Annotated in this window: 20 protein-coding genes and 1 tRNA gene; 10 read left to right on the forward strand and 11 right to left on the reverse strand. The window is 65.4% G+C overall.

Going from position 1 to position 23,094, the window contains the following annotated elements; translation table 11 throughout:
• Window positions 1-25: 25 nt before the first annotated feature.
• From QEG70_RS06850 to QEG70_RS06870, 5 genes are all read right to left on the reverse strand, one after another.
• Entirely contained in the window at window positions 26-1,417 is a 1,392-nt protein-coding gene (locus QEG70_RS06850) for an ABC1 kinase family protein (RefSeq protein WP_308719989.1), read from the reverse strand.
• A complete protein-coding gene (locus QEG70_RS06855) occupies window positions 1,398-3,251 on the reverse strand; it encodes a M3 family oligoendopeptidase (RefSeq protein ID WP_374762559.1) in 1,854 nt (617 codons plus the stop codon). Before QEG70_RS06855 ends, QEG70_RS06850 begins: the two co-directional genes overlap by 20 nt.
• A gap of 164 nt (window positions 3,252-3,415) precedes the next feature.
• Window positions 3,416-7,948 (reverse strand): glutamate synthase large subunit, encoded by a 4,533-nt coding sequence (gene gltB / locus QEG70_RS06860; protein WP_308719991.1) that lies wholly within the window; start codon window positions 7,946-7,948, stop codon window positions 3,416-3,418.
• A gap of 2 nt (window positions 7,949-7,950) precedes the next feature.
• Complete coding sequence (locus QEG70_RS06865; RefSeq protein ID WP_308719992.1) at window positions 7,951-9,405, reverse strand: NAD(P)-dependent oxidoreductase; 1,455 nt, start codon at window positions 9,403-9,405, stop codon at window positions 7,951-7,953.
• Window positions 9,406-9,574: 169 nt separating this feature from the next.
• The gene (locus QEG70_RS06870) at window positions 9,575-10,468 is read right to left on the reverse strand and encodes a complex I NDUFA9 subunit family protein (protein WP_308720213.1); all 894 of its coding nucleotides are present in this window, start codon (window positions 10,466-10,468) and stop codon (window positions 9,575-9,577) included.
• Between the two features lie 236 nt (window positions 10,469-10,704).
• Here QEG70_RS06870 and QEG70_RS06875 point away from each other — a divergent pair.
• From QEG70_RS06875 to lptB, 6 genes are all read left to right on the forward strand, one after another.
• Window positions 10,705-10,791, forward strand: a tRNA-Leu gene (locus QEG70_RS06875).
• Between the two features lie 239 nt (window positions 10,792-11,030).
• Window positions 11,031-11,678 (forward strand): ribonuclease D, encoded by a 648-nt coding sequence (locus QEG70_RS06880; protein WP_308719993.1) that lies wholly within the window; start codon window positions 11,031-11,033, stop codon window positions 11,676-11,678.
• A gap of 52 nt (window positions 11,679-11,730) precedes the next feature.
• On the forward strand, window positions 11,731-12,777 hold the full coding sequence (locus QEG70_RS06885; protein WP_374762560.1) for a KpsF/GutQ family sugar-phosphate isomerase: 1,047 nt from the start codon (window positions 11,731-11,733) through the stop codon (window positions 12,775-12,777).
• Window positions 12,774-13,511 carry an LPS export ABC transporter periplasmic protein LptC gene (gene lptC / locus QEG70_RS06890; protein WP_308719994.1) on the forward strand — a complete coding sequence of 246 codons (738 nt, stop codon included), beginning with the start codon at window positions 12,774-12,776 and terminating at the stop codon, window positions 13,509-13,511. The genes QEG70_RS06885 and lptC overlap by 4 nt, the downstream gene beginning before the upstream one ends.
• Window positions 13,511-14,863: a hypothetical protein gene (locus tag QEG70_RS06895; RefSeq protein WP_308719995.1), complete on the forward strand. Its 1,353-nt coding sequence runs from the start codon at window positions 13,511-13,513 to the stop codon at window positions 14,861-14,863. The genes lptC and QEG70_RS06895 overlap by 1 nt, the downstream gene beginning before the upstream one ends.
• Window positions 14,860-15,642 carry an LPS export ABC transporter ATP-binding protein gene (gene lptB / locus QEG70_RS06900; protein ID WP_374762561.1) on the forward strand — a complete coding sequence of 261 codons (783 nt, stop codon included), beginning with the start codon at window positions 14,860-14,862 and terminating at the stop codon, window positions 15,640-15,642. The genes QEG70_RS06895 and lptB overlap by 4 nt, the downstream gene beginning before the upstream one ends.
• 18 nt (window positions 15,643-15,660) lie before the next feature.
• On the opposite strand, the gene QEG70_RS06905 is transcribed toward lptB, so the two are convergent.
• Complete coding sequence (locus QEG70_RS06905) at window positions 15,661-15,870, reverse strand: hypothetical protein (RefSeq protein ID WP_308719996.1); 210 nt, start codon at window positions 15,868-15,870, stop codon at window positions 15,661-15,663.
• A gap of 172 nt (window positions 15,871-16,042) precedes the next feature.
• On the opposite strand from QEG70_RS06905, the gene hpf reads away from it, so the two are divergent.
• On the forward strand, window positions 16,043-16,663 hold the full coding sequence (gene hpf / locus QEG70_RS06910) for a ribosome hibernation-promoting factor, HPF/YfiA family (protein ID WP_308719997.1): 621 nt from the start codon (window positions 16,043-16,045) through the stop codon (window positions 16,661-16,663).
• A 106-nt stretch (window positions 16,664-16,769) separates the two neighbouring features.
• On the opposite strand, the gene QEG70_RS06915 is transcribed toward hpf, so the two are convergent.
• Window positions 16,770-17,033 carry a DUF1150 family protein gene (locus QEG70_RS06915; RefSeq protein WP_308719998.1) on the reverse strand — a complete coding sequence of 88 codons (264 nt, stop codon included), beginning with the start codon at window positions 17,031-17,033 and terminating at the stop codon, window positions 16,770-16,772.
• A gap of 77 nt (window positions 17,034-17,110) precedes the next feature.
• On the reverse strand, window positions 17,111-17,593 hold the full coding sequence (locus tag QEG70_RS06920; RefSeq protein WP_308720216.1) for an Hsp20 family protein: 483 nt from the start codon (window positions 17,591-17,593) through the stop codon (window positions 17,111-17,113).
• A gap of 216 nt (window positions 17,594-17,809) precedes the next feature.
• Here QEG70_RS06920 and def point away from each other — a divergent pair, with 216 nt between their 5' ends.
• The 3 genes from def (at window position 17,810) to truA (ending at window position 20,208) form a co-directional block, all read left to right on the forward strand.
• A complete protein-coding gene (def, locus tag QEG70_RS06925; RefSeq protein WP_308720217.1) occupies window positions 17,810-18,352 on the forward strand; it encodes a peptide deformylase in 543 nt (180 codons plus the stop codon).
• A gap of 82 nt (window positions 18,353-18,434) precedes the next feature.
• The gene (gene fmt / locus QEG70_RS06930; RefSeq protein ID WP_308719999.1) at window positions 18,435-19,358 is read left to right on the forward strand and encodes a methionyl-tRNA formyltransferase; all 924 of its coding nucleotides are present in this window, start codon (window positions 18,435-18,437) and stop codon (window positions 19,356-19,358) included.
• Between the two features lie 7 nt (window positions 19,359-19,365).
• Window positions 19,366-20,208 (forward strand): tRNA pseudouridine(38-40) synthase TruA, encoded by an 843-nt coding sequence (gene truA, locus QEG70_RS06935; RefSeq protein WP_308720000.1) that lies wholly within the window; start codon window positions 19,366-19,368, stop codon window positions 20,206-20,208.
• 182 nt (window positions 20,209-20,390) lie between these two features.
• On the opposite strand, the gene QEG70_RS06940 is transcribed toward truA, so the two are convergent.
• The 3 genes from QEG70_RS06940 to dapD are packed head-to-tail and all read right to left on the reverse strand — an operon-like array spanning window position 20,391 to window position 23,071.
• Window positions 20,391-21,032 carry a hypothetical protein gene (locus QEG70_RS06940; protein ID WP_308720001.1) on the reverse strand — a complete coding sequence of 214 codons (642 nt, stop codon included), beginning with the start codon at window positions 21,030-21,032 and terminating at the stop codon, window positions 20,391-20,393.
• A complete protein-coding gene (gene dapE / locus QEG70_RS06945; protein ID WP_308720218.1) occupies window positions 21,032-22,186 on the reverse strand; it encodes a succinyl-diaminopimelate desuccinylase in 1,155 nt (384 codons plus the stop codon). The genes QEG70_RS06940 and dapE overlap by 1 nt, the downstream gene beginning before the upstream one ends.
• Before the next feature lie 36 nt (window positions 22,187-22,222).
• On the reverse strand, window positions 22,223-23,071 hold the full coding sequence (gene dapD / locus QEG70_RS06950; RefSeq protein ID WP_308720002.1) for a 2,3,4,5-tetrahydropyridine-2,6-dicarboxylate N-succinyltransferase: 849 nt from the start codon (window positions 23,069-23,071) through the stop codon (window positions 22,223-22,225).
• Window positions 23,072-23,094 lie beyond the last annotated feature (23 nt).

Below are 23,094 nucleotides of genomic sequence, written 5' to 3' on the forward strand. Positions count from 1 at the left end.
GGCCGGTTGCGTCCCGCCGCCCCCCTTAATGCTGCGCGCCAAGCGGCGGCGGCACGCGGGCGGCGCGCAGGGCCTCGGCCTGGCGGGTGGCGAGGGCCGCCTCGCTGAAGTCGCCCGCAAGCTCCTGAAACAGCGCATGCCAGTTCACCTTGGCCTTCAGCCGCAGGAACACGCTGCCCAGCCCCACGGCAGAGCGGTCAACCAGCACGAATTCACGTGGCGGCTGCACGCCGCCGGTGCGCTTGAGGCCGTTATAGACCTTCTCGGCCACGGCGCGGCCATATTGCGGGTCGTTATCTTCCTGAATGAAGCGCTCACGGTCATCGAGCAGCGGACCGTAGATGAAGCGCGCCCAGTCATTGAGCACCCGCACCGTATCGCGCGACAGGTTGGCAAAGCCCCATGCCTCGTAGGCGTGCATGGCCAGATCCTCGTCATCCGTCTCGATCGCCTTGTGCAGGTCGATGATGCCCTGGACGAAACGCGGGCGGAAAATGCGGATGGCGCCAAAGTCGAGCAGGTTGATGCCGTAATCATCGCGTATGGTGAAGTTGCCCATGTGCGGGTCGCCATGGATCACGCCATAGCGGTACAGCGGCGCGTACCATGCGCGGAACAGGGCGCGCGCCATGCTGTTGCGCTGCTCCTGCGTGGGGTTGGCGTCGAGCACCTTCTGCATGCCCTGGCCATTGACCCATTCCATGGTCAGCAGGCGGCCCGTGCACAGGCTGTCGATCGGTTCGGGAATGGTCACGTCGGGCCAGTCCGCCATCATGATGCGGTACAGCCGCATGTTCGCGGCCTCGCGCTGGTAGTCGAGTTCCTCGTACAGGCGGTCCTGCAGTTCCTCGAGCACGTCATCTTGGCAGATGGTGCTGTCGAGGCGGTAAAACAGGCCCACGGCCATGCGGAACTGGCGCAGGTCGGACTCGACGGTCGATTTCATGTCCGGGTATTGCAGCTTGCAGGCCACCTGCCGCCCGTCGGGCAGTACTGCGCGATGCACCTGCCCAAGGCTTGCTGCCGCCGCGGCCGTGCGGTCGAACGAGCGGAAGTTGCGCTCCCAGTTCGGGCCGAGTTCGGCGGCCATGCGGCGGCGCACGAAGGTCCAGCCCATTGGCGGCGCATTGGCCTGGAGCTGGGCCAGTTCCTTGGCATATTCCTCGGGCAGGGCGCCGGGAATGGTGGAGAGAAGCTGCGCGCCCTTCATCAACGGGCCCTTCAGCCCGCCGAGCACGCTTTTCAGGTCCTCGGCATGTACGTTCTGATTGGAGCGGAAGCCCATCTTGTGCCCCGCAATGCGCGCGGCAATGCCGCCCACCGTGCCCGAGGTGCGCACCATGCGGCGGAATTCACCAAACAGGCCGGTATTATCGAGGTTCCGTTCATCCGCCACGTCAGACACGCTCCAGTTCATCTATAAATCCGGCGATCACATCCAGCCCCTTCTGCCAGAACCCCGGATCGGCCGCATCCAGCCCGAAGGGGGCCAGGAGTTCGCGATGCCGCAGGGTTCCACCAGCCTTGAGCATGTCGAGATACTTGTCCTGAAAACCAGGGTGCCCGGACCGGAACACCCCGTATAGCGCGTTTACCAGGCAATCGCCAAAGGCATAGGCGTACACATAGAATGGTGAATGGATGAAATGCGGAACATATGTCCAGTACACATCATAATCTGGCGTGAAGTTGAAAGCCGGGCCAAGGCTCTCGGCCTGGGTCTGGCGCCAGATCTCGCCAATGCGCGCGGGCAGCAGTTCGCCACGCCTGCGTTCCTCATGCACCAGTGTCTCGAAACGGTAGAACGCGATCTGGCGCACCACGGTGTTGAGCATGTCCTCCACCTTGGCGGCCAGCATCAGCCTGCGCCGGGCGGGGTCGGTCTGGGCATCGAGCAGGGCGCGGAAGGTCAGCATCTCGCCAAACACGCTGGCGGTCTCGGCCAGGGTGAGCGGCGTGCTGGACATGAGGTAGCCCTGCCTGCCCGCCAGCACCTGATGCACGCCGTGGCCGAGTTCATGCGCCAGCGTCATCACATCGCGCGTGCGGCCACGATAGTTGAGCAGCAGGTAGGGGTGAACCGAGGGCACCGTGGGGTGGGCAAACGCGCCTGAGGCCTTGCCGGGCACGGGCGGCGCATCGATCCATGCATGGTCGAAGAACTGTTTGGCCACTTCCCCCATGCGCGGGTCGAAGCCTTCATAGGCGCCGAGCACCTGCCTTGTTGCATCCGCCCACGGGATCAGCGGTTCATCCTGCGTGGTCAGGGGGGCGTTGCGGTCCCAGTATTCCAGCTTTCCAAGGCCGAGCCACTTGGCCTTGAGCGCATAGTAGCGGTGCGACAGGCGGGGATAGGCCTCGGTCACGGCCTGCACCAGCGCGTCCACCACCTCGTCTTCCACCATGTTGGCACAGTTGCGTGCCGAGGTGGGGCGCGGGTAGTGGCGCAGCCCGTCCATGATGGCCTTGTCCTTGGCCAGCGTGTTGGTAATGAGCGAGAACAGCTTCACGTTGCGGCTCAGCTCATCGCCAATGGCACTTGCCGCTGTAGCCCGCTGCCTGCGGTCGGGGCTGGACATTGAATCAAGCGCATTGCCCAGCGTGACCTGCTCGCCACCCAGGCGCACGCGCAGGCCGGCCATCGTCTCGTCAAACAGGCGGTTCCATGCGGCAGCACCCGTGACCGACTTCTCGTGCAGGACCGCCTCGACCTCATCGGAAAGCTGATAGGGCCGGAACACCCGCAAGTCGCGCAGGAAAGGCGCCCAGTGCGCCAGCGCCGCATCACTCATCTGGGCGGAAAGCGTCGCATCATCAATGCGGTTGATCTCGAGCGTGAAGAACAGCAGATGCGTGGAGATGGTCGTCAGCCGCTCATTGATCGACTGCGCGAACCGCGCCACGCCGGAATCCGACGTATTGGCCGCGAACAGGAGCTGGGCGTATGAGCCTGCGCGGCCCAGCACCTCGTCAATGCGCTGGTATTCGGCAATGGCCTGCGCCAGTTCCGCCCCCGGCAGGCTGGCAAGCCTGCCCTGCCATGCATTGCTGAAGGCCTGCGCATCGGCCTCGGCCTGATCGAGGTCGGTGGCAAGTTCCGGGGCATCCGGCCCGGCATACAGGTCCGACAGGTCCCATCGCGGCAGGCCGGCCAGGCCGGGCGCGGTCGCGGCGGCGGGCGCATCAGCGCTGCGCGGGGCAGAGGGGAAGGCAGGAAAATTCGCTTTGAACATAGATCGGGCACCAACCATCAGATCGGGCGAAGCCTGCGCACCAGCGCAGGCCCCGCGATTCCATGGTGTGAATCTAGTGCGTCACGCCCCGTGAGGCGACCCCACTGCCCGATATTATGCCCCAACGCAGGCGGGGCCGGACATTGCTGCCCGGCCCCGCCATTATGTGACGTGCGTTGCCTTTACGCGCCAACTGCCAGCGCAGGGGCCTCGAAGCCGATCACTTTCGCATATTCCTTGGGCACGACATGCCAGAAGCGCGGCAGCGTCTTGTCCCAGTCATGCAGCAGCAGTTCGGCGTAGCGGCTGCCGGTCTCACGCGCATGGGTCTCGACCTGCTCGCGCAGCACGGCCTCCCACTTGGGGTCATGCACGCGGCACCACATCACGGTATCGGGGTTCACGCGCTCGGCAAACGTGCCGCTCGCGTCATACACGAAGGCCATGCCGCCGGTGAAACCCGCGCCGAAATTGTCGCCCGTCTCACCCAGGATCACCACCGTGCCGCCGGTCATGTATTCGCACCCGTTCGACCCGCAGCCCTCGACCACGCCAATGGCGCCCGAGTTGCGCACCGCAAAGCGCTCGCCCGCCTGCCCTGCGGCATACAGCGCACCCGCCGTTGCGCCATACAGCACCGTGTTGCCCACGATCGCGTTCTCGTTCGACACAAGGCTGGAGGAAGGCGAAGGCCGCACCACGATGGTCGCCCCGGAGAGCCCCTTGCCCACGTAGTCATTCGCATCGCCCAGCACCTCGAGCTTGAGGCCCTGCACCGCGAATGCGCCGAGCGACTGCCCCGCCGAGCCGCGCAGCCGCGCCGTCAGGTGGCCCGGTGCCAGCTTGGTCATGCCGAACTGGCGCACGATGAGCGAGGAGATGCGCGTGCCGATGGCGCGATGCGTGTTCTGCACGTTGTACTGCAACTGCATCTTCTCGCCATGGTCGAATAGCGGGCGCGCATCGGCAATCATCTGCGCATCCAGCGTCTCGGGCACCTCGTTGCGCCCCTCACGGGTGCAGTAGCGGCCATAGGGGCCGGGATCGGCCTGCGCCAGCAGCGAGTTGAGGTCGAGGTCATCAAGGTAGTCCGCACCGCGCAGCACCTGGTGCAGCAGGTCGGTGCGGCCGATGATCTCGTTAAGCGTGGAGAAGCCCAGCGATGCGAGGATGTTGCGCACGTCCTCGGCAATGAAGGAGAACAGGTTGATCACCTTCTCCGGCGTGCCTTCGAACTTCTTGCGCAGTTCCTCATCCTGCACGCACACGCCCACGGGGCAGGTGTTGGAGTGGCACTGCCGCACCATGATGCAGCCCATGGCCACGAGGCTGGCCGTGCCGATGCCGAACTCTTCCGCACCCAGCATGGCGGCGATCACCACGTCGCGGCCGGTTTTCAGCCCGCCATCGGTGCGCAGCTTCACGCGGTGGCGCAGGCGGTTGAGCATCAGCACCTGATGCGCCTCCGCCAGCCCCAGCTCCCACGGCATGCCCGCGTATTTGACCGAGGACTGCGGGCTGGCCCCCGTGCCACCGGAATGGCCCGAGATCAGGATGGCATCCGCCTTGGCCTTGGCCACGCCCGCCGCAATCGTGCCGATGCCTGAACGTGCGACCAGCTTCACGGTCACGGTGGCCTCGGGGTTGATCTGCTTGAGGTCGTAGATGAGCTGGGCCAGATCCTCGATCGAGTAGATATCGTGATGCGGCGGCGGCGAGATCAGGGTCACGCCCTCGGTTGCATGGCGCAGCTGCGCGATCAGGCTGGTCACCTTGAAGCCGGGCAACTGCCCGCCCTCGCCGGGCTTCGCACCCTGCGCCATCTTGATCTCGATCTCGCGGCAGTCATTGAGGTACTGCGCGGTCACGCCAAAGCGGCCCGAGGCGATCTGCTTGATGGCGGAGGATGCGTTATCCCCATTGGGGCGCGGCTTCGCGCGGGCCGGGTCTTCACCACCCTCGCCCGAATCGGACTTGGCGCCGATGCGGTTCATGGCGATCGACAGCGTCTCGTGCGCTTCGGGGCTGAGTGCGCCAAGCGAAATGCCCGGCGCGATCAGGCGCTTGCGCAGTTCGGTGATGCTCTCGACCGATTCCACGGGGATGGGCGTGCGCCCGCCACGGAAGTCGAGCAGGTCGCGCAGCGCCACCGGCGGCTGGCGGCGCACCGCATCGGCATAACGCTGGTAGATGGAGAAGCTGCCGGTGCCCACCGCCGTTTGCAGCATGTGGATCAGGTTGCCATCAAAGGCATGCACTTCCCCGCTGCGGCGCATCTTGTAGCGCCCGCCGACGGAAAGCGTTTCCACCTGTTTGTTCCACGCCTTGTGGTGGAAGCTGAGCACATTGCGCGCGATGCCGGTCAGGCCGATGCCGGAAATGCGCGAGGGCATGCCGGGGAAGAACTCCGCCGTCAGCGCGCGTGAAAGCCCGATGGCCTCGAAATTGTAGCCACCCCGATACGACGCCACGATGGAAATCCCCATCTTGGACATGATCTTGAGCAGGCCCTTGTTGACCGCCTTGCGGTAGCGCTCAACCGACTCGCTGAGCGAAAGCTGGCCGAACAGGCCGCGACGGTGGCGGTCGGCAATGCTTTCCTGGGCCAGGTACGGGTTCACGGTCGTCGCACCCACGCCAATGGTCACCGCAATGGCATGCACGTCAAGCGCCCCGGCCGAGCGCACGTTGAGCGAGGTGAACGTGCGCAGCGACTGGCGCACCAGATGCGTATGCACCGCCGCCGTGGCGAGGATCATGGGGATATACGCCCGCTCGCTGGACTGGTGCTCATCGGTCAGGAACACATGGGTGCAGCCCTGCCGCACGCGGTCCTCGGCCTCGGCTCGGATGCGCGCGATGGCGGCACGCAGCCCGCTCTCGCCCTCGGCGGCGGGGAAGGTGCAGTCGATGATGCAGGCATTCTTGCCACAGAATTCGACCAGCGCCTGGAACTCACCCGTGGTCAGCACCGGGGAGGGAAGCTGGAGCAGGTCGCACTGGCTCTCGTTTTCCTCCAGGATGTTGCCAAGGTTGCCAAGGCGGGTCACGAGGCTCATCACCCGCGTCTCGCGCAGGCTGTCGATGGGCGGGTTGGTGACCTGGCTGAAGGCCTGGCGGAAGTAATGCGCAAGCCCCCGGTAGCGGGTGGAAAGCACGGCAAGCGGCGTGTCATCGCCCATCGAGCCGATGGCCTCGGCGGCGTTTTCCACCATGGGCTGCAGGATGGTCTCGAGGTCCTCGAGCGTCAGGCCCACGGCAAGCTGGCGGCGGCGCAGCATCTCGGCCCCGTACAGCACCGGCTCGCTGCCATCGGGGCGGACAATGCTCGAGATTTCCTGCGTGCGCTTGGCCCACGCCGAGAAGTCCTGCCGCTGCGAAAGCGCATCGAGCAGCTCTTCATTGCTGTAGAGCTTCGCGGTTTTCAGGTCGAGTGCCAGCGACTGCCCCGGCCCGAGGCGGCCACGGCTGACGATCTCGGCCTCGGGCACCTTCACCATGCCGGTCTCGGAGCCCACGATCAGCAGCCCGCCTGCGGTAATGGTGTAGCGCAGCGGGCGCAGGCCGCTGCGGTCGAGGCCCGCGACCATCCAGCGGCCGTCAGTTGCGCACAGGGCGGCGGGGCCATCCCACGGTTCCATCACCGCGTTGCAGTAGGAATACATATCCTTGTGGCGCTGCGGCATGGCGGAATTGCCGCCAACGCTTGCCGGAATCATCAGGCAGCGCGCCATGGGCGCGTCACGGCCTGCGAAGGTCAGCAGTTCGAACACGTTGTCAAAGCACGCGGTATCCGACCCCTGCGCCTGCACCACAGGCTTGAGGTCATCCATGTAGGGGTCAAGGATGGGGTCGGCCAGCCGCGTCTCGTGGCTTTTCATCCAGTTGACGTTGCCCGAGATGGTGTTGATCTCGCCATTATGGGCCAGCCGGCGGAAAGGCTGGGCCAGCTTCCATGTGGGGAAGGTGTTGGTCGAGTAGCGCTGGTGATAGATGGCGAAACGGCTGACAAAGCGCGGATCGAGCAGGTCGGGGTAGAATTCGGTCAGGTGCTCGGCAAGGAACATGCCCTTGTAGATGAGCGAGCGGCATGACAGCGAACACACATACAGGTCGACCTGATTGGCGATCGCACTTTTTTCGATCTTGCGGCGGATCACGTACAGGTCACGCTCGAACTCCTCCTCCCCGCTGCCGGGCAGGTTGCGGATCAGGATCTGCTCGATCTCGGGGCGGGTGGCGTTGGCCTTCTCGCCAATGCAGTCGGTGTTGATGGGCACCTGCCGCCAGCCATAGATGCTGTAGCCGAACGCCAGGATCTCGCTCTCGATGATCTGGCGGCACCGCTCCTGTGCTGCGATATCGGTCTTGGGCAGGAAAATCATGCCCACCGCGATCTGGCTGTCCACGCCACTTTCGGCGCCGCCTGCATGAATGGCGTCGGCAAAGAAATCCTGCGGGATCTCGACATGGATGCCCGCGCCATCGCCGGTCTTGCCATCGGCATCAACCGCACCACGGTGCCACACGGCCTTGAGCGCTGCGATGCCCGCTTCCACCACGTCGCGGCGCGGCTTGCCATCAAGGGCGGCCACCATGCCCACGCCGCAGGCATCATGCTCGTCAGCCGGGGTGTACAGGCCGGAGATGGCCTGCGCATTGTCGCGCCATTCCTGCACGAAATCGGTGGGCTGGTTTTCGAACTGGTCCATCATGCTTACTCCGCCACCTCGGCCTGTGCGGCCGTCATTTCTTCCAGCCATGCGTGCATCTGCGCTGCCGCATCGCGCCCATCGCGGATGGCCCACACCACAAGGCTGGCCCCGCGCACGATATCGCCTGCGGCAAACACGCCGGGCAGGCTGGTCATGAAGCTCTTGCGATCCACCATGAGCGTGCCCCAGCGCGAGACCTCAAGTTCCGGCTGGCCCCACAGCGTGGGCAGCGGCTCGGGGTCAAAGCCGAGCGCCTTGACCACGAGGTCGGCCTCGAGCGTGAACGCGCTGTCCTCCACCGGCTCGACCGACTGGCGGCCCGAGGCATCGGGCAGGCCCAGCTTCATGCGGCTGGCGCGCACGCCGCTCACATTGCCCTCGCCCTCGAACGCCTGCGGGGCTGCGAGCCAGACGAACTCGACGCCCTCTTCCTCGGCGTTCTTCACCTCGCGCACGGAACCGGGCATGTTGGCGCGGTCGCGGCGGTAGAGGCACTTCACCGACTTTGCCCCCTGCCGGATGGCGGTGCGCACGCAGTCCATGGCCGTATCGCCACCGCCAATGACCACGACCGACTTGCCTGCCGCATTCAGCGCGCCATTGTCATATTCGGCCACGCTGTCGCCCAGCGAGACGCGGTTCGAGGCGGTCAGGTAATCAAGCGCGCGCACGATGCCGCCCAGACCCGCGCCGGGGCCGCCAATGTCACGCGACTTGTACACGCCGGTTGCGATCAGCACGCCATCATGCCGCGCGCGCAGGGTGGAGAACGCGATGCTGTCCGCGCCGTCCGTATCGCCAATGCCCTTGCCGAGGTGGAACTGGATGCCCGATTCCACCAGCAGCTTATGCCGGCGCAGCACGATGTCCTTCTCCAGCTTGAAGCCGGGGATGCCATACATCAGCAGACCGCCGATGCGGTCATAGCGGTCATAGACATGGACCTGATAGCCCTGCTCGCGCAGTTGCACGGCTGCGGCAAGGCCACCGGGACCAGCACCGATGATGGCAACGCTCTCATCGCGCTCGGCCACCGGCCTGACCGGCTTGACCCAGCCATTATCGAAGGCGGTATCGGTAATGTAGCGCTCGACCGCGCCGATGGTGACGCTCTCGAACCCTTCCTCGATCACGCAGTTGCCTTCGCACAGGCGGTCCTGCGGGCAGATGCGGCCACATATTTCGGGGAAGGTGTTGGTGGCGGAGGACAGTTCATATGCCTCCTCCATCCGCCCTGCCGCGGTCATCATCAGCCAGTCGGGGATGTTGTTGCCCAGCGGGCAGTGCACCGAGCAGAACGGCACGCCACACTGCGAGCAGCGCGAGGCCTGTGCCTCGGCCTTGGCGGGCACGAACTCATCGTAAATTTCGTTGAAGTCCTGGCGGCGCGCCTCGGCAGGCCGTTTGTCGGGCTGCTCCTGCGCCACGGAGACGAATTTCAGCATGCGCTCGGCCATCGGTCTGCCCCTGGTCTGCATAATGGAAGGAAGGCGTCAGGCGCGGCGTACGCGCCCGGTGGTTCGCACATGACCTACGCAACACCTGGCCCAAAGAAAAGACAGCAGTACTGACCTTAATGTACAAAAAGACTAGAAATACGCGGAATTCCCCGCTTCCGCGCCGAAATCAGTCCAGCACCAGATCCATGGGCGAGGGGGTTATGCCCAGCATCTCGAGCGTGCGGGCGCCGGGCGCCACGACGTTATCGACATAAAGCAGCCTGACCTGATCGCGCGTGAGCAGCTTGCCCGGCAGGCGCTCGAACACGCTGGCCTGAAGGGTGGCGAGCCAGCGCGGCACCTCGATGAGCGGGCGCGGATGACCGCCCCACCGCGCGGCCCAGGCCACGAGCTGGCGCATGGTCATGACCACGGGGCCGCCGAACTCGAAGATGGCGCCCTCCATACCCTCGCCCGCAGCGATGCGCAGCATGCCCTCGGCCACATCGCCCACCCATACGGGCTGGAAGCGGGTGGCCGGGCCAAACACCGGCACCACCGGCATGAAACGCGCCATGCGGGCGAACATGGCGGGAATGGCCCCTTCCACACCAAAAATGAGCGAGGGCCGGACAATGACCGCCTGTGGCATGTGGCGGCTGACGGCGGCCTCCCCCTCGCCCTTGCTGCGGGCATAGGCCGATGGGCTGTTCACGTCCGCGCCAATGGCCGAGACATGGATCAGCCGCCCGACACCGGCGGCAGCACTGATCCGCGCCACCCTTGCCGCGCCCGCCACATGGATCGCCTCGAACGTTGCCGCCCCGTGCGGGGAAAGGATTCCCACAAGGTTGATGACCAGCGTGCTGCCCTCGATGGCGGCGACGCAGGCCGCCTCATCGGTAACGGAGGCGACAACGGGCACCACCTGCCCCACATCACCGAGCATGCGCAGGGTCGTGGCATGCGCCGCCGTGCGGCCTGCCACGCGCACCACGTAGCCGGCCCGCGCCAGTCGCCCCACCACGGAGCGGCCCACGAATCCGCTCCCGCCAAACACCGTTGCCACCTTGCGCGCCATGTCCTGCTCCTGCCCGTGATCCATATCGTTCTCCGGCTCCTTGTTCTCGCATCTTTTGCAAACGGCTTCCCAGCCATTTCGTTTGCGCAGCCATGCCGGGCAGCCCGCGCCGGACCACGGAACGAAAAAAAATGCGCCTGATTTCAAAAAAATGGATTTCCCCTGTTGACCGCCCCCGCAGGCCGGACTAAACAGCGCTCACACCACCCCGGCGGCCTCCGCTGGGGAGCCTCTGAGCCCAGATGGCGGAATTGGTAGACGCGCAGGTTTCAGGTACCTGTGGCCGCAAGGTCGTGGAAGTTCGAGTCTTCTTCTGGGCACCATCTCTCAAAACTGAATAGCATTCCCCTCCGGGGGCGATCAGGACAGCCCATTACGGGCCTGTCCCGTTATCTTTTTGCCTGTTCCGCAGCCGGAATTGGTGTAAACCGCCCCGAACACACCCTTCACGGCCCTGGCCCCCGGGCACAGGCAGGCGTTACGACACAACGGATTGCCCTGCTTGCGGTTGCGTTGCAGACCTGCCACCGTGAATTCAATTGCGTGACGGAGCATTTTACATATGGCCACAAGCCCATCACCCGACGCCATTCACTTCTATCGTGGCGACCTGCCCGCGCATGTCACCTTCAGTGGCAGTGTTGCGGTGGATACGGAAACGATGGGCCTCAACCCGCACCGTGACCGGCTGTGCCTCGTGCAGCTTTCGGGCGGGGATGGCCATGCCCACCTGGTGCAGATGCCAAAAGGCGCCAGGGCCGCCGACTGCCCCAACCTCGTGCGCGTGCTGGCTGACCCTGCTCTGCCCAAGCTCATGCATTTCGCCCGTTTTGACGTGGCCATCCTGCAGCACACGCTGGGCATTACGGTGGCCCCCGCCATCTGCACCAAGATCGCCTCAAAACTGGTGCGCACCTATACCGACCGCCACGGCTTGGCCCATCTGTGCCGCGAACTGCTGGGCGTGGAACTGAGCAAGCAGCAGCAGTCATCGGACTGGGGGGCACCAGAACTCAGGCCCGAGCAACTGGCCTATGCCGCCTCCGACGTGCTGTACCTGCATGCCCTGTGGGCGAAGCTCGAAGCCCTGCTGCACCGCGAGGGGCGGCGTGAACTGGCGCAGGCCTGCTACGATTTTCTGCCCACGCGCGCGCGGCTTGATATACTGGGCTACGAGGATCCTGATATTTTCGCGCATCGGGCCGCCTGATGCCCCATGCCCGGTTTGACCGGGAACCCATTCAGACCGATACAGATCGTGCATGAATAGCAGCCCCCTTCCCCCACCCTCCGCCACGGGCGATGACGCAGGCCAGCCCGCGCGCATGCTGCGCGAGGCCCGTGCCGTGCTGCACGCCGAATCCGCCGGGCTGCAGGCCATGATCGCCGCGATGGAAGACGGCAATGCGGGCGATGGCGGGCTCGGGGCGGCCTTCATCGCGGCGGTCGAGGGCATCTGGTCGGACAACCGGCGCGTGGTGGTGACCGGCATGGGCAAGTCGGGCCATATCGGGCGCAAGATCCAGGCCACCCTTGCCTCGACCGGCACGCCCGCCATTTTCGTGCATCCGGCCGAGGCCTCGCACGGGGATCTGGGCATGCTGCAGAAGGGCGATGCGGTGCTGGCCATATCCAATTCCGGCGAAACGGCGGAAATGGCCGACATCATCTCGCATGCCCGCCGCTTCGGGCTGCTGCTCATCGCCATGACCGCGCGCGCGGGCTCCACGCTGGCGCAGGCGGCCGATATCGTGCTGCTGCTGCCCGATGCCCCCGAGGCCTGCCCCATCGGCCTCGCGCCGACCACCAGCTCCACCATGCAGCTTGCGCTGGGCGATGCGCTGGCCATCGTGCTGCTCCAGCGCCGTGGCTTCAGCGCCAGTGACTTTGGCATCTTTCACCCCGGCGGGCGGCTGGGCACAAGGCTGCGCCGGGTGCGCGAGCTGATGCATGTGGGCGAGAGCATGCCGCTCGGCCCGCCTGACATGGAACTGCGCCGCGTGATCGTGGAAATGACCCGCAAGGCCTTTGGCTGCATGGGCGTGGTGGATGCGCAGGGCCGCCTGCTCGGCCTGATTACCGACCACGACCTGCGCCTGGCCCTGGGCCGCGACCTTGACCACACCCTTGCCGCGGACATCATGAACCCCACGCCCCAGACCATCGGCCCCGACCTGCTGGCCGCCGAGGCGCTGCGGGTCATGAACGACCGCCCGCGCCCGATCTCGAGCATTTTCGCCCTTGATGAAGGAGGGCATGCGGTGGGCATCCTTCACCTTCACGACCTGCTGCGCGCGGGCATTGCATGACCGACCGCCCCGAAGACAGGGACGACAACACCGATCCCGACACCATCCAGCGCGAGGATTATGCCCGCAGCGCCGCCGATATCGAGCGCCAGCGCAGCATATTCGACCAGGGCGCGCGCATTCGCCTGCTGCCCAACGCCGCCGACCAGGCGCGCAGGCAGGCCATCATGCGCTCGGCCAAGTGGATGCTGCCGCTGTTCGCCCTCGTGCTGCTCGGCTCGATTGCCGCATGGCCCGCCGTCGAGCGCGCCGTGATCATGCATACCGGCACCATGGCGCAGATGAGCCGCGTGCGCGTGAAAAGCGGCAGCATGCTCAACCCCACCTATCGTGGCCTCGACGAGCATGGCCGCCCCTACATGATCACCGCCGACGAGGCCCGCCAGGTCGACCCCGAGCGCATCGACCTGAGCAATCCCGCAGCCGATACCCTGACCGATAACGGCAACTGGCTGTATGTGACCGCGCGCGACGGCGTGTATATGCAGCATACCCAACTGCTGGACCTGACGCGTGACGTCACCCTCTATCGCAATGACGGAACCCTCATGCTCAGCCCCACCGCCGATGTCGACATGCGCCACAACATCATCGTAACCGATAGCTGGGTCCATGCCGAAGGCCCGGTGGGCGTGCTCGACGCGCGTGGCGGCATGGTGGATACACGCGGCGGCATCATGCTGTTTCGCGGTCCGGGCCGCATGATCCTCAATGCAGCGGAAAGATCGAACTGATGGCGCGCCTCTTCCCTCACCTGCCGCTTGGCGGCGTCCTGCTCGGGCTGGTGGCGGCTGGCCCCGCCATGGCGCAGGGGCTCGACATGTCGCACGGCCAGCAGATCAATGTCACCGCAGCAGGCGGCTTCGATTGGGACCAGAACGCGCAGACCGTCACCGCCTATGACCGCGCCCAGGCCATCCGGGGCGACGTGACCGTGCGTGGCGACAAACTCATCGCCTTCTACCGCAAGAAGGCTGCCACGACACCCGCGCCAGGGCAGGCCACCCCCGGCGCAACCACGCCCGCCACGCCGGGCACGCAGGCCGCGGGCAAGCCGCCCGGCCCCGACGCGCCGCTTGCCGCCCATCTTGGCGTCGCCCCCCCGCCCGAGACACGCAGGCCCCATATCGTCGATGACACGCCCGCCGGCGCCACGAGCACGCCGGCACCGGCCGGCACGCCCGACGCCACGGCCTCCGCCAGCGACCCGGACGTGGATACGAGCCTCGCCACCCCGTCTGACACACTGCCTCAGGACCTGCCCATTCCTGACCGGCCCGACCCCATCGGCGCGCCCGGCAATGGCCCCGCCAGCGGGCCTGCGGGCACGGCGCAAGGGACAGCACCGGGGGCGGCACAGGGTGATGCGGCAGGCGGCGGCGCAAGCGATGGCGGCGGGTCGAGCGAGGTTTACCGCCTTGAAGCCATCGGCCACGTGCATGCCTTCAACCTCAATGACCAGGCCTGGGGCGACCATGCGGTCTATGACGTCGATCAGGCCATTCTGGTCATGACCGGCGAACACCTGAAGATGACTGCCCCGCAGGATATCCTGACCGCGCGCGACGTGCTGGAATACCATTCGCACGAGCACATGTCGGTTGCGCGCGGCAACGCCACCATGACCACAAATGACGGCCGCCAGATCCGCGCCGACGTGCTGGTGGGCTACGACAAGCCCAAGACGCAGCGCAGCAACAAGCGCAAGGAATGGCGCCAGACCCACCCCAACGGCAAGAACCCCCTGCCTGATGACGCCACCTCGCCGGAGGACGCGGCAGCGGATGACAAGCCCTCCCCCGGCGCGGGCACGATGGACCATGTCGATGCCTTCGGCCACATCATCATCCGCACGCGCACCGAGACCATAACCGGGGATCGCGGCGTGTACGTGCCCGATACGGGCATTGCCCGACTGGTGGGCAACGTGCATATCACCCGTGGGGAAAATCAGGTCAGCGGCACATCGGCCATCGTGAACCTGCATACCGATATCTCGACCCTAACCGACAACCCCGGCTCGCGCGTGAGTGGCCTGGTCATTCCCAACCAGGCTGGCAAAGGTGGCAAGGTACAAGACAAATGAACATGACCCCCCCGACCGATGGCCCCGACACCACGGAACTGCCCATTCCCGCGCCCTCGGCCGGGTTGATCGCCAGTGGAATCGGCAAGAGCTACAAGAAGCGGCAGGTGGTGCGTGACGTATCGCTGCAGGTGCAGCGCGGCGAGGCCGTGGCCCTGCTTGGCCCCAATGGCGCGGGCAAGACCACCAGCTTCTACATGATCGTGGGGCTGGTGCGCCCCGACATGGGCACCATCACGCTCGATGGCGCGGACATCACCCAACTGCCCATGTATCGCCGCGCGCGCATGGGCATTGGCTACCTGCCGCAGGAGTCGAGCATCTTTCGCGGGCTCAATGTCGAACAGAACATCATGGCCGCCCTCGAGATCGTGGAACCCGACCCCGACCGCCGCCAGACCATGCTTGACGGGCTGCTGGGCGAATTCGGCATAACCCGGCTGCGGCATTCCTCCTCGCTCGCCCTTTCGGGTGGTGAGCGGCGACGGCTTGAAATCGCCCGCGCGCTGGCCAGCCAGCCGCATTACATCCTGCTTGACGAGCCGCTGGCGGGCATCGACCCCATTGCGGTGGGCGAGATCCGCGACCTCGTGGCCCACCTCAAGGACCGGGGCATTGGCGTGCTGATTACCGACCATAACGTGCGCGAGACGCTGGAAGTGATCGACCGCGCCTACATCATGCATAGCGGGCAGGTGCTGACCGAGGGGCGGCCAGAGGAAATCGTGGCCAACGAGGACGTGCGCCGCGTCTATCTGGGTGAAAAATTCACTCTCTGACCCACTACTTGCATAAAATCATAAAAGTTTCGGGGTGCCGCCTGTTTTCAAAAAGGCGGTGTTCTCTCGAAGCTTTTTGAAAAAAGCTTCACCAAAAACGTCTTCTGGTCCTGACTTCCCTACCAGAAACCAACCCCTGTATTCGTTACGATTTGCGCAAGGGGCTGGCGCAAAAAAAAGCACCGTTCCCCCATGCAAGGAAAGCATGGACAGCGAGGGGGCAACCATGCCCAAATACATCCGTTCGCTGTCATGTGCCCCACGGGCACGACGCAACAGCCACTGTCACGCAGGCCTTGCGGGAAGGATCGTTTCTTTTAATCCATAGCCATTTGCTCAAAGCACGTCTTCCTTCTGCCCGTAAGCCACCGCGTTACGATCATGTAAGGAGTTGCCCCTTATGCACATCAGTGTCGCCGGAAAGCAGATCGCCCTGTCCGATGCCCTGAAACACAGGGTAAGCGCCCATCTGGACCGCATATCGGAAAAATATTTCGGACAGGCCATGGAAGCCCGCGTCACCTTCAGCCGCGCGCGCTCGTTCTTTACATGCGACATCAACCTCCATGCCTCGCGCGGGCTGACCCTGCGCGGCGAAGGCGAGGCCGCCGATGCCCATTCGGCCTTTGATGATGCCGCCGAGCATATTGCAAGCCGCCTGCGCCGCTACCACCGCAAGGCCACAAAGCATGGCCACCAGAAAGCCCGCCAGCAGGTGCCCGAGGTGGGGCGCGGCTATGTCCTGCGCCCCGGCATGCCCACCCTTTCCGCCACGGAAGACGATGCCACGCTCGAGGATGAGGACAGCGCGCTGCCCGCAACCGGCCCCTACGCCACCATCATTGCCGAGCACCCGACCGAGATCCCGACCCTGAGCGTGAGCGAGGCGGTCATGCGGCTGGACCTGGCCGACTGCCAGATCCAACTCTTCCGCAACAGCACGACCGAGGCGATCAACGTGCTCTATCGCCGCCCTGACGGCAATATCGGCTGGCTCGACCCCTCGCTGCGCCCCAACTGACCCCTGACCGGCAGCGCCCCTTACGGGGCCTGCCTCCTCCAACGAAAATGGCCCTGCCCCCGGATACGGGAGCAGGGCCATCTGTTTATGGGGCATGCACCAAGTGCTAGTGCAGCGGCACCAGCATCATGTCGTGCTGGACGATGGCATTGACCGCATCATCGCGGTCCTCGGCAACCGCAAGCGGCGTGCCATCGGCGGCATGGATGGCGAAGGCGTCCTCGCCCTCGACCTGCACCGCGCGGATATAGGCTACCGCCTCCATGCCCAGCCCGCGCAGTTCGCCCGTGCTGATCATGTGGGGGCTGGTTGTGGGCTGTGCCGGTTCGCCTTGCAGCAGCACCCGGCCATTGCTTGTCGTGACTCTCATGGCGTCATCTCCTGCATCATGAAGGGCCTCGTGCCCTTCGTCTCCGCATCGCAACAGGGCGGACTGACCATACGGGGTCAGTCTTCGTCAATTACCCTGACAACACGTTGCTTGCGCCCGGCGGGCACATCAACCACCGGCGCAACACGATCACGCGACGACGGCGGACTGGCCTGCGGGGCGCGGGCAATCTCGATCTTGCGCACGCGCACTTCAGGCTGCGGGCGGGCGAGTTCGATATGCAGCAGCCCGTTATCCATCCATGCGCCGCCGACCTCGATTCCCTCAGCGAGCACGAACGCCTTCTGGAACTGCCGCGCCGCAATGCCACGATGCAGGAAAATACGCCCCTGCCCGTCGTCGCTCTGGCGGCCGCGGATGACAAGCTGGTTGTCTTCCTGCGTTATGTGCAGGTCTTCCATCACGAACCCCGCCACCGCGAGCGTAATGCGCAGCGTGCTGGGGCTGACCTGCTCTATGTTGTAGGGCGGATACCCGTCCGATGCATTCTTTGATGCCCGTTCAAGCATCTGCTCCAGATGGTCGAACCCAAGGAACATGGGCGACCCGAAAACTCTTCCCGACAAATCGGCCTCCTCTGCTGTGAGCGAGACAGGAAACGGAAAAAAACGGACCCGAAACGGCATCCGCCCTCCGTTCCCTTACGATATGGGAGAATAATAGAAATGCACAAGGGAGCAGACCGCACCGCGCGGGTGCATTTTGCGTGCATCCCTACTGGCATCACGCGGGCGGAAACGCTAAATGGCGATACTATGATTGATCATGATGTCATCGCTCAGGCGACCCCCATGCCGATCCTGGTCGCGCCCCAGGCGGTCCTGCGCCAAAAAACCCGTCTTGTCCGCCCCGAGGACATGGGCGACCTGCGCACCACCATCCCTCGCATGTTCGCCGCCATGTACGCAGCCCCCGGCATCGGGCTGGCCGCACCCCAGGTGGGGCTTGGCATGCGCTTCGCCATTGTGGACGTGTCCGACAAAGGCGAGGCCCGCAACCCGCTCGTGCTGATCAACCCCGAGGTGATTGCCGAGACCGAGGACATGGCCGTGCGTGAGGAAGGCTGCCTGTCGCTGCCCAACCAGTATGCCGAGGTCGTCCGCCCCGAGGCCGTGCGCGTGCGCTACCAGGACATGGAGGGCAAGAAGCACGAGCTTGAGGCCAATGGCCTGCTGGCCACCTGCCTGCAGCACGAGATCGACCATCTCGAGGGCATCCTGTTCGTCGATCATCTCTCCACCCTCAAGCGCAACATGATCATGCGCCGCCTGGCCAAGGAACAGCGCCTCAAGCACTGAGTGCTGAGCGCGGACCCGCCGCCGCCGGAACCCGACCTGTCCCGCCAAGGGTTCCGGCCCAGACAGAACGGACCCACACGACATGCGACTGGCCTTCATGGGCACGCCCGATTTTGCAGTGCCCGCCCTGCGCGCCCTGCATCAGGCCGGGCATGACATCGTTACCGTCTATAGCCAGCCCCCCCGGCCTGCGGGCCGTGGCAAAAAGCTGCGCCCCTCGCCGGTGCATCTTGCAGCCGAAGACCTCGGCATTCCCGTGCGCACGCCCCTGTCGCTGCGCCGCAATGGGGAAGAACACGCGTTTTTCCGCGCGCTCGAACTCGATGCGGCCGTCGTGGCCGCCTATGGGCTGATCCTGCCTGTCGAGATGCTCGATGCGCCCGCGCGCGGCTGCCTGAACATCCATGCCAGCCTGCTGCCGCGCTGGCGCGGGGCGGCACCCATCCAGGCCGCCATCCTGGCCGGTGACAGTGAAAGTGGCGTGACCATCATGCAGATGGATGCAGGCCTGGATACCGGGGCCATGCTGCTGCGCGACCATGTGGCGCTGACCGACCACACCACGGCCACCACGCTCCATGATGACCTTGCCGCCATGGGCGGTCGCCTGATCGTGGACGTACTGGCGCAGCCTCCCCACCCCGGCACCCCCCAGCCTGAAAGCGGGGTCACCTACGTGCAGCGCCTGAGCCGCGAGGACGGGCGCATTGACTGGACCCGTCCCGCCGCTGAAATCGACCGGCAGGTGCGCGCACTAACCCCCTGGCCCGGCACGTTCACCACGCTGGACGGGCAGGTGATCAAGATCGGGGCTGCAAGCGTTGCGCAGGGTAACGCGCAGGCAACCCCCGGCACGGTGGTGGATGACGGGCTGCGCGTGGCCTGTGGCGGGGGCACGACCCTGCGCATTACGCGCCTGCAACGCCCCGGCCGGGGCATGATGGAAGCCGCCGACTTCCTGCGCGGGCAGGCCGTGGAAGCTGGCACGCGGCTGGGCGTGGCGTGACCCACCGATGACCGAGACCACGCCCCCGCTCCCCGCCATTCCCACCATCCGCCCTGATGACATTGCCCCGCCTTCCGTCTGCCGCTGGGCCGTGCTGCTCGAATATGACGGGCGGGGCCTTGTGGGCTGGCAGCGCCAGTCGCCGGAGGATCTCGTCTCCGTACAGGGACTGCTGGAAGGCGCCGCGCGCAACCTGACCGGTGGCCGCACGGTGCGCAGCATCACGGCAGGCCGCACCGATGCGGGCGTGCATGCGGCGGGACAGGTCGCGCATCTGGATTTTCCTGCCGATGTCACGCTGTCGAGTGCCACGGTACGCGACGGGCTGAATTTCTACATGAAGCCCCACCCGGTGGTCGTGCTCATGGCACGCCCGGTGCTGCCGCACTGGAATGCCCGCTTTTCCGCCTGCGCGCGCGCCTATCGCTACCGCATTCTCAACCGCGCAGCACGCCCTGCCCTTGATGAAGGACGGGTGTGGCACATCAAGGCCCCGCTGGATGTGGACATCATGCAGCGCGCCGGACGCTGCCTGCTCGGACGGCATGATTTCACGTCTTTCCGCGCCTCCGCCTGCCAGGCGCGCAGCCCCGTGCGCTCGCTCGAAAAGCTCGATGTGCGCCGCGAAGGCGAATACGTGGTGATTGAAACCGCGGCCCGTTCCTTCCTGCACCATCAGGTGCGCAACATGGTCGGCACCCTGAAAATGGTGGGAGAAGGCCGCTGGGAGCCGGAACGGGTGGCCGAGGCCCTTGCCGCCCGCGACCGCCGCGCCGCAGGCCCCACCGCCCCGCCAGACGGGCTGTGCCTGACGGCGGTGGGGTATGAGGATAATCCCTTCAGCCGGTAAAGCCCGGTTTCAGGAGACGGCCTGAACAGTCCGCCCAGAAAACATCCGTCAATCATAAGAAAGTTTTTGGTGAAGCTTTTTCAAGAAGCGTCAAAAAAACGCCGCCTTTTTGCAAAAAGGCGGCACTAGGAGTGTTTTCTACTTTCCAGGATAGGACCGGGCCTGAATTTTCAGACAGTCCCTCAATGCGGCTGGGCCTGCTGGACCATGAGCGGGTAGAGAAAATCATGCCATGCCCGCTGGTGGGGAGAAAGCAGCCCCGTCGCCGCCACGAGCAGCCCGAGGCTGCCCAGAATGGCCAGCACCAGCAACACCGCCTGCCCGCGCCGCAGCAGCAGCCCCACGCGGGCGACGTACCAGGTCAGCCACAGGCTGTAGCCAAACTCCACGCCGTTGAGAATGCCCGCCCCCGTTGCCGATTGCAGCAGCTTAGGCGAAGCCAGCGCCATGAGCAGCGCCACCACGAGGCCGACAAACAGGGTGATCCAGTCGGTCCACCATGTCGCGGTGATGTAGCGCATCCACAGCCCTTCGCGCTTCCAGTGGCGGGCCAGCGCATTGGTCACGACCGCAGGCAGCAGGATCAGGCACAGCGCAAACAGCACCTTGACGCCACTGATGGCCTGCGGGGCCGCCCCCAGCGTCAGCCCGCCCAGCACCAGCCACATCGCCAGTCGGGGCGCCAGCGCAGCCAGCACGGAATCGCGCGTGTTGCCAAAGCAGGCGATCCCTTCCGCACGGCCCCGCCCCAGCAGCATCATGCCTTTGAGGATAACGCCAAACCCCGATGCGTTCGGGGTTGGAGAGGGGCCGCGATCGGACATTAGCCCATTACCTTTTCAAGAAAACCGGAATAGATCGCCGTAAGCTGCTTCAGGTCGGCCAGCACCACATGCTCATCCGCCTTGTGCATGCTGGCCCCGACAAGGCCGAATTCGGCCACGGGGCAGTAGCGGCTGATGAAGCGGGCATCAGACGTGCCGCCCCCCGTATCCAGCTTCGGCACATGGCCCGTCACCGCATGCACGGCCCGGCGCAGGGCCTCGACCGGGGCATCGGGCGTGGTCAGGAAGGATTCCCCGCTGATGGCAATGCTCACATCCGCCTTGGGCGCGTGGCGGGCCACCACCGTGCGGATCCAGCCCGCAAGGTCCGCGCCGGTATGCAGGTCATTGAAGCGGATGTTGAGCCGCGCCTGTGCGCGTGCCGGTATGACATTGTTGGCCGTATTGCCCACGTCAAGACTGGTCACCTGCAGGCTTGAAGGCTCGAACCATTCGCTACCCGCATCCAGCGGGGCCGCCGTCAGTTCACCCAGCAGTGCAAGCAGCCGGTGGATGGGGTTATCCGCCCGGTGCGGATAGGCCACATGCCCCTGCATGCCCTGCACGGTAATGCGGGCATTGAGGCTGCCCCGCCGGCCGATCTTGACGACCTCGCCCATCTCGCCCGGATTGGTGGGCTCGCCCACCAGGCAGAAATCAGGGATCTGCCCATTGGCCTGCATCCATTCCAGCACGCGCACGGTGCCGTTGGTGGCAGGGCCTTCCTCATCGCCGGTGATCAGCAGGCTGATCGTGCCCCGGAGCCGGGGCGTCTTTTGCAGGTACAGGCGCACGGCGGCGACAAAGGCGGCAATGCCCCCCTTCATGTCGCACGCGCCACGACCGAACAGGATGCCGTCGTGTATTTCGCCGCCAAAGGGGTCATGGGTCCAGGCGGCATCACCCACCGGCACCACATCCGTATGGCCCGCAAAGCACAGATGCGGCTGGCCCGTGCCAAGGCTGGCAAACAGGTTGGGCGTGCGGGCGGCCCCCTCGCCAAAGGGCAGCAGGGTCACGCTGAAGCCGATGCCCTCGAGCACGGCGGCCAGCGCGTTGATGCCACAACCATCATCAGGCGTGACGGAAGGGCAGCGGATCAGCGCACGCGCCAGTGCGACAACGCCCCCGGGGTCCTGTTCCGGACCAGCCATTCCATCATCCGCCATCAGGTGTATCTCCGTTACCGGTCAGCCGCGCAGCAGGTCGTTGATCGAGGTCTTGGAGCGGGTGCGCTCGTCCACCCGCTTGACGATCACGGCACAGTCAAGCGACGGCAGCGGCTTGCCATCGGTGGATGTGGCCTGGCGCGGCGGCAGGGTGCCGGGCACCACCACCGAGTAAGCCGGGACGCGGCCCATGAAGACCTCGCCCGTGGTGCGGTCAACAATCTTGGTGGACGCACCAAGGAACACGCCCATGGACAGCACGCTGCCACGCTCGACCACAACGCCTTCGGCCACTTCCGAACGCGCGCCGATGAAGCAGCCATCCTCGATGATGACGGGGGCGGCCTGCAGCGGCTCGAGCACGCCACCAATGCCCACGCCACCGCTGATGTGGCAGTTCTTGCCAATCTGCGCGCAGCTACCGATCGTAACCCAGGTATCGACCATCGTGCCGCTATCGACATACGCACCGGCGTTGACGAAGCTCGGCATCAGCACCACGCCCGGCGCGATAAAGGCGGAGCGACGCACGATCGAGCCGGGAACCGCACGGAAACCGGCAGCGGCAAAGGCGGCCTGGTCCCAGCCCGCAAACTTCAGCGGCACCTTGTCATAGCTCGGCGCGCCTGCGCCGCCGCCTTCGACAAGGCGGTTATCGTTGAGGCGGAAGGACAGCAGCACTGCCTTTTTGAGCCATTCATTCACCACCCAGCCGCCAGCGCCCGGCGTGGCCACGCGCAATTTGCCCGAATCCAGCGCCAGAAGCGCGGCTTCAACGGCATCACGATCGGTGCCGGTCGTGGCGGTGGACAACGTCTCGCGACGCTCCCACAGGGCCTCGATCTGGCTCTGGAGGGATGTATCGGTCATATCTGCAAAATCCTGTCTGGGCT

This window comes from Komagataeibacter xylinus (assembly GCF_031081985.1).
GTDB lineage: Bacteria > Pseudomonadota > Alphaproteobacteria > Acetobacterales > Acetobacteraceae > Komagataeibacter > Komagataeibacter xylinus_E.

Coding starts and splice junctions, on each gene's coding strand:
- QEG70_RS06850 (WP_308719989.1), bottom strand. CDS start 1,417: ATGAACTGGAGCGTGTCTGACGTGGCGGATGAACGGAACCTCGATAAT.
- QEG70_RS06855 (WP_374762559.1), bottom strand. CDS start 3,251: ATGGTTGGTGCCCGATCTATGTTCAAAGCGAATTTTCCTGCCTTCCCC.
- gltB (WP_308719991.1), bottom strand. CDS start 7,948: ATGATGGACCAGTTCGAAAACCAGCCCACCGATTTCGTGCAGGAATGG.
- QEG70_RS06865 (WP_308719992.1), bottom strand. CDS start 9,405: ATGGCCGAGCGCATGCTGAAATTCGTCTCCGTGGCGCAGGAGCAGCCC.
- QEG70_RS06870 (WP_308720213.1), bottom strand. CDS start 10,468: ATGGCGCGCAAGGTGGCAACGGTGTTTGGCGGGAGCGGATTCGTGGGC.
- QEG70_RS06880 (WP_308719993.1), top strand. CDS start 11,031: ATGGCCACAAGCCCATCACCCGACGCCATTCACTTCTATCGTGGCGAC.
- QEG70_RS06885 (WP_374762560.1), top strand. CDS start 11,731: ATGAATAGCAGCCCCCTTCCCCCACCCTCCGCCACGGGCGATGACGCA.
- lptC (WP_308719994.1), top strand. CDS start 12,774: ATGACCGACCGCCCCGAAGACAGGGACGACAACACCGATCCCGACACC.
- QEG70_RS06895 (WP_308719995.1), top strand. CDS start 13,511: ATGGCGCGCCTCTTCCCTCACCTGCCGCTTGGCGGCGTCCTGCTCGGG.
- lptB (WP_374762561.1), top strand. CDS start 14,860: ATGAACATGACCCCCCCGACCGATGGCCCCGACACCACGGAACTGCCC.
- QEG70_RS06905 (WP_308719996.1), bottom strand. CDS start 15,870: ATGGTTGCCCCCTCGCTGTCCATGCTTTCCTTGCATGGGGGAACGGTG.
- hpf (WP_308719997.1), top strand. CDS start 16,043: ATGCACATCAGTGTCGCCGGAAAGCAGATCGCCCTGTCCGATGCCCTG.
- QEG70_RS06915 (WP_308719998.1), bottom strand. CDS start 17,033: ATGAGAGTCACGACAAGCAATGGCCGGGTGCTGCTGCAAGGCGAACCG.
- QEG70_RS06920 (WP_308720216.1), bottom strand. CDS start 17,593: ATGTTCCTTGGGTTCGACCATCTGGAGCAGATGCTTGAACGGGCATCA.
- def (WP_308720217.1), top strand. CDS start 17,810: ATGATTGATCATGATGTCATCGCTCAGGCGACCCCCATGCCGATCCTG.
- fmt (WP_308719999.1), top strand. CDS start 18,435: ATGCGACTGGCCTTCATGGGCACGCCCGATTTTGCAGTGCCCGCCCTG.
- truA (WP_308720000.1), top strand. CDS start 19,366: ATGACCGAGACCACGCCCCCGCTCCCCGCCATTCCCACCATCCGCCCT.
- QEG70_RS06940 (WP_308720001.1), bottom strand. CDS start 21,032: ATGTCCGATCGCGGCCCCTCTCCAACCCCGAACGCATCGGGGTTTGGC.
- dapE (WP_308720218.1), bottom strand. CDS start 22,186: ATGGCTGGTCCGGAACAGGACCCCGGGGGCGTTGTCGCACTGGCGCGT.
- dapD (WP_308720002.1), bottom strand. CDS start 23,071: ATGACCGATACATCCCTCCAGAGCCAGATCGAGGCCCTGTGGGAGCGT.